5 protein-coding genes and 1 tRNA gene are annotated in these 4970 nt (G+C 76.4%); 3 read left to right on the top strand and 3 right to left on the bottom strand.

The features are described from left to right. Positions 1-1149 (bottom strand): L-seryl-tRNA(Sec) selenium transferase (gene selA, locus EBN88_RS28540; RefSeq protein ID WP_233581073.1); only part of this gene is annotated, 1149 nt, incomplete at its 3' end. A gap of 232 nt (positions 1150-1381) precedes the next feature. Between selA and EBN88_RS28535 the strand changes: the two genes are divergently transcribed. Beyond that, entirely contained in the window at positions 1382-1702 is a 321-nt protein-coding gene (locus EBN88_RS28535) for a hypothetical protein (RefSeq protein WP_122399906.1), read from the top strand. 14 nt (positions 1703-1716) lie between these two features. Here the strand turns inward: EBN88_RS28535 and EBN88_RS28530 are convergent, their stop codons facing one another. Together EBN88_RS28530 and EBN88_RS30950 are read right to left on the bottom strand one after the other, a co-directional pair. Beyond that, on the bottom strand, positions 1717-2553 hold the full coding sequence (locus EBN88_RS28530) for a phosphotransferase (protein WP_122399905.1): 837 nt from the start codon (positions 2551-2553) through the stop codon (positions 1717-1719). 206 nt (positions 2554-2759) lie between these two features. Then, positions 2760-2855 (bottom strand) — tRNA-Sec (locus tag EBN88_RS30950). Between the two features lie 95 nt (positions 2856-2950). On the opposite strand from EBN88_RS30950, the gene selD reads away from it, so the two are divergent. Further along, the gene (gene selD, locus EBN88_RS28525; protein WP_122399904.1) at positions 2951-3955 is read left to right on the top strand and encodes a selenide, water dikinase SelD; all 1005 of its coding nucleotides are present in this window, start codon (positions 2951-2953) and stop codon (positions 3953-3955) included. 129 nt (positions 3956-4084) lie between these two features. Further along, positions 4085-4789, top strand: a complete 705-nt coding sequence (locus EBN88_RS28520; RefSeq protein ID WP_122399903.1) for a hypothetical protein — start codon at positions 4085-4087, stop codon at positions 4787-4789. Positions 4790-4970 lie beyond the last annotated feature (181 nt).

The following is a 4970-nucleotide window of genomic DNA, read 5'->3' as shown; positions in this document are numbered from 1 at the left end:
CGCGACGGCCGCGCTGGGCAGGGCGACGCCGGGGGCTCCGCCGCCGCCGACGCGGGCCTCGCTGGGCACGGGCTCGGCGGCGACGCCCCGGGCGGTCAGCTCCTTCGCGAGCGCCTCGGCGCGGGCGGCCAGCTCGGCGGGCCTGGTCATCAGGGCGCGTTCGACGGGCGGTTGGGGGCCGAGGAGGGTGGCCTCCAGGGCGGCGAGGGTGAGCTTGTCGACGCGCAGCGCGCGGGCCAGCGGGTGGGTGCGGAGCCGTGCCACGAGGTCGCGGCGGCCCAGCAGCAGGCCGGCCTGGGGGCCGCCGAGCAGCTTGTCGGCGCTGGCGGTGACCAGGTCGGCGCCGGCGGCGAGGGAGGTCGCGGCGTCGGGCTCGTCGGGCAGCGCGGGGTGCGGGCGGAGCAGCCCGGAGCCGATGTCGTGCACCAACGGGACGCCCAGCGTGGCGAGTTGGGCGACGGGCACGGAGGAGACAAAGCCGGTGAGGGCGAAGTTCGACGGGTGCACCTTGAGCACGCAGCCGGTGTCCCGGCCGATGACCCGAGCATAGTCATCGAGGTGGGTGCGGTTGGTCGTGCCGACCTCGACCAGCCGCGCGCCGGTGCTGGCCAGCAGCTCGGGCAGGCGGAACCCGTCGCCGATCTCGACGAGTTCGCCCCGGCTGATGACGATCTCCCGGCCCTGCGCGAGGGCGGTGGCGGCCAGCACGAGGGCGGCGGCGTTGTTGTTGACCAGGTGGACGGCCTCGGCGGCCGGCACCGCCTCGGCCAGGGCGGCGAGCGTGCCCCGGCCCCGCCGGGCGCGGCGCCCGGTGCCGGCCAGGTCGAACTCCACGTCCGTCGGCCCGGACGCGGCCCGGACCGCCTCGACGGCGGCCGGGGAGAGCGGGGCGCGGCCCAGGTTGGTGTGGACGAGGACGCCGGTGGCGTTGAGCACCGGCCGCAGGCTGGTGGCGGTCTCCGGCAGCGTGACGAGGGCGGCGTCGACGGCCTGCTCGGGCTCCAACGCGCCCTCCCGCACGCGCCGTTGGGCCTCCGCGACGGCGCGGCGGACCAGGGCGCGGCCCAGACGGCGGGTCGCGTCGGCCAGTCGGGCATCGGCCAGCAGCGCGTCGGTGCGCGGCACACGGCGTCGGGCGTCGGGCGTCAACGCCGGCCTCCCGGGGCGGAGTTCTGGCGGTCTGGCGGTTACTCGGGCTCGCGGTCTCGCGGGCGGCGGCCGGCTGCGGTCCCCCGGCCGGGCTCAACCTATGCCAGCGGGCGCCGCGTTGTCAGCCGGCGGCCCGGGGGCGGTGGCCGGCGCCCGTTCGTTCCGGGAGATCGCCTAGGGTCGAGGCATGTCATCACTGCGTACGCGCCTGCGTGAGGCCCTGCCCAAGGCCATGCGCGCCCGTGACCGGGCGGCCGTCAGCGCCCTGCGGGGCACGCTCGCCGCGTTGGACAACGCCGAGGCGGTGCCGGTCGACGCGGCGCCGCGCGCCGGCGCGATCGAGGCGTCGCCCGTTGGTGTGGGGGCCGCCGAGGCGCCGCGCCGCGCGTTGAGCGAGGCGGACGTCGTGGCCGTGGTGCGGGCCGAGATCGAGGAACGGGAGGCCGCAGCCGCGCAGTTGACCTCCCCGGCACACGCGGAGCGCGCGGCGCGGCTCCACGCGGAGGCGGAGGTGCTGCGCCGCCTCCTCGAGGCGCCCGAGGCGACGGCGTAGGAGGGCGCCCGGCCTCACCCGCGGCGTTCGAGGGCGGCCCGCACCTGCCGCAGCCCCTCCGTCCTCCCCCGTTCCCGGCCCGGCATCTGGTCGTCCCGGCGCCAGCGCCAGGCCGAGAACAGCGCCCAGTTCAGGGCGCGGCACCGGTGGACCAGCTCCGGGTCGGCGCCCGGGTAGTGCGGGGTCACCTCCTCGGGGGCGTGGGCGAGATCGAACTCGACCGGCCCACGGCAGCAGGTGGCGAGGTCGACGAAGAGCGGGCCCCCGCCGGTGTTGAGGAGGTTGCCGGGGTGCGGCTCGCCGTGCAGCAGCTGGTCACGGGCCCGGTCGCCGCCGATCGCGGCGCCGAGCCCGCCGAGCGTGTCGGCCAGGAACTCGCGGTCGACGTCGGGCAGTTCGGGCGACCGCTCCCGGTCGTTGACCACGGTCAGCGCGCTGGCGATCCGGTCGGTGACGTGCGGCGCGTCCAGCTCGACCCGGCGCAGGGCGGCGTGGTGCCGGAGGAAGGCGTCCGCGTAGTCGGCCGGCGCGACGGCCGAACTGGTGGGCGCGTAGTAGGTCCAGAACGAGATGGCGAAGCCGTCACGCACCGGGACCCGGGGCTCGACCCTCGGGTCCAGCTCGGCCACGGGCGCCCCGACCTCGGCGAGCCGCCGCGCGACGCCCACCTCGAACTCCGCCTCGGCCAGCCCGTGCGCGGGCGCGACCCGGAGCAGCGCGTCACACGGGACCAGGCGCAGCACCACCCGGTCCGAGTCGTGGACGACGTGGACGTCGTCGACGGGCAGGCCCAGCGCCACGGCCGCCTCCCGCCCCGCCGCGACCGCGCGGCGAAGTTCCCGTGGCTCCATGTTCCGCCTTCCGCGCCGCCGGCCACCCAGGCCGGGCGCCCCGGGGCGCCCATCGCCGGAGATCCTGCTCCGACGCCGGGCCCCCGGCAACTTCTTTGCCCCCGGCGGGCGCGGCGGACGCGGAGCGGAGGTGGTGGTGGAGGAGGAGGTGGTGGAGGAGGCGCTGCGCTCCTCCTCGCCGGAAGGCCGGCGCAGCGTCAAGCGTCTGGCGGAGGCGTATGGGGATCGAACCCACCCGGCCGGGGTTCCCGACCGCATCGGTGTTGAAGACCGTGGGGGCCACCAGGCACCCGCCCGCCTCCGGCGAGAAGTCTACGTCTCTCTTGGTTCCCCGAAGATCCCAACGCGAGACCCCGGGCCCTGTCGCCGCGCCCCGCGCGGCGGTAGCGTCCGGCGGGTGACCGTTCGACTGACCCAGTACGCCGGCGGCGGTGGCTGCGCCTGCAAGATCCCGCCGGGTGAACTCGACGCGCTCGTCGCCACGTTGGGCGACGGCGCGAGCCAACCGAAGGACCCGGCCGCCGAGTTGCTGGTGGGCCTCGACGGCGGCGGGGACGACGCGGCCGTGGTGCGGCTGGACGAGGAGCGGGCGGTCGTCACCACCGCCGACTTCTTCACGCCGGTGGTGGACGACCCGTACGACTGGGGCCGGATCGCGGCCGCCAACGCGCTCTCCGACGTCTACGCGATGGGCGGCACCCCGTGGGCCGCCGTCAACCTGCTGGCCTGGCCCCGCGAGACGCTGCCGATGGAGCTGGCGGCCGAGGTGCTGCGCGGCGGCCGGGACGTGGCGCACGCGGCCGGCTGCCAGGTCTCGGGCGGGCACAGCGTGACCGATCCCGAGCCCAAGTACGGGATGTCGGTGGTGGGCATGGTGCACCCCGGGCGGATGCTGCGGCTGGACGCGGCGGAGCCGGGGCGGGCGTTGACGTTGACCAAGCCGCTGGGCAGCGGGGTGTTGAACGCGCGGCACAAGGCGACGGGCACGGTGTTCCCCGAGGCGGTGGCCGTGATGGCGGAGTTGAACCGGGACGCCTCGGTGGCGGCCGTGGCGGCGGGCGTGCGGGCGGGGACGGATGTGACGGGGTTCGGACTGCTGGGCCACGCCTACAAGTTGGCGCGCGCCTCGAACGTGACGGTCGCCATCGACGCGGCGGCCGTGCCGCTGCTGGCGGACGCGCGGGCCGCGGCCGAGGACGGCTTTGTCAGCGGCGGCACCCGGCGCAACCTGGCCTGGGTGGAACCCCAGGTCGCGTTCGATGAACTTCCGGCTCTGGAGCGGCTGTTGCTGGCCGACGCGCAGACCTCGGGCGGGCTGCTGCTGGCCGGCGAGGTGCCGGGGCATCCGGTGATCGGCGAGGTGCTGCCGCGCGGGGATGTGCCGGTGGTGGTGCGGGGCTGAGCGGCCGAACGCCCCCGAGAGGTTGTCTGTACACCGTCATTCAACACGGGTAGACTCCCTTCCCGTTCCGCGCACCTGCTTCGGGGACGCACGGCGCCCCCTCACGGAGCGACCAACGGGAGGAACCACGTGGCGCCATCCGCAGCCGTCGAACACCGCGCGTTGGACGGCGTCGCCTACCGCCTCGCCGCCGATCTCGACCTGACCCGGCCGGCGACCTCCGTGGTCGAGGTGGTCGCCGACGGCCGACTGTACGAACTCACGGCGGGGCCGGCCGCGTTGGCCGAGGCCGTGGCCGCCTCGCTGGGCGTGACCGCCTTCGACAGCGAACTCGCCTTCCAGGGCGGGACGTTGCGCACCGCCACCACCAGCGAGTACGACGCCCAGGCCCAACAGGTCGAGAACCCCACGCTCGTTGTCTGGCAGGGCCGGCGGTTCAGCCTGGTCACCCGCCTCTACCGGGCCGCGCTCACCGACGTGTTGCTGCTGCTGCGCACCCTGGGCATCGCCGAGCACGACGACGGGATCACCCTCTCCCCCGACGCCTCCGCCGGCACCCGCCTGGCGCGGCCGGCCACGGTGGTGAAGGAGGTGCCGACGCTCGGCCTGGTCGAGATGGGGCGGCCAACGCGCGAGCACACCGTGCAACTCCCGCCCTGGCAGGGCGCCTCGGTGCCCTCGGGCGAACTGTTCCGCGACACGCTCTCCGACGGGCGCCCGTTCTTCGTGCTGTCCGGCTCCTCGGTGTGGGCCACCATCGTGCCGCTGGCCGACACCACGGCCGACCGCGTTCCGGCGCTGGTCGACGGGCTCGACCTGCGGGCCGTGGGGTGAGCGCCGGGTGACGTCGCTGCTCGCCGCCGTCGCCACCGGGGTGACGCTGCTGGCCCTGCTCGCCGGCTGCGCCGGGCACGTGACCCGCCCGGGCCTGCTCCCCGAGGCGCTCGCCGCCCACCGACTGCTGCCGCCGCGCGCCGTGGCGCCGGCCGCGCGCGCCGTCACGGCGGCCGAGGGC

The organism is Streptomyces triticirhizae (assembly GCF_003696235.1).
Classification (GTDB): Bacteria; Actinomycetota; Actinomycetes; order Streptomycetales; family Streptomycetaceae; genus Streptomyces; species Streptomyces triticirhizae.
This window is presented reverse-complemented; position numbering and strand designations above follow the sequence as displayed.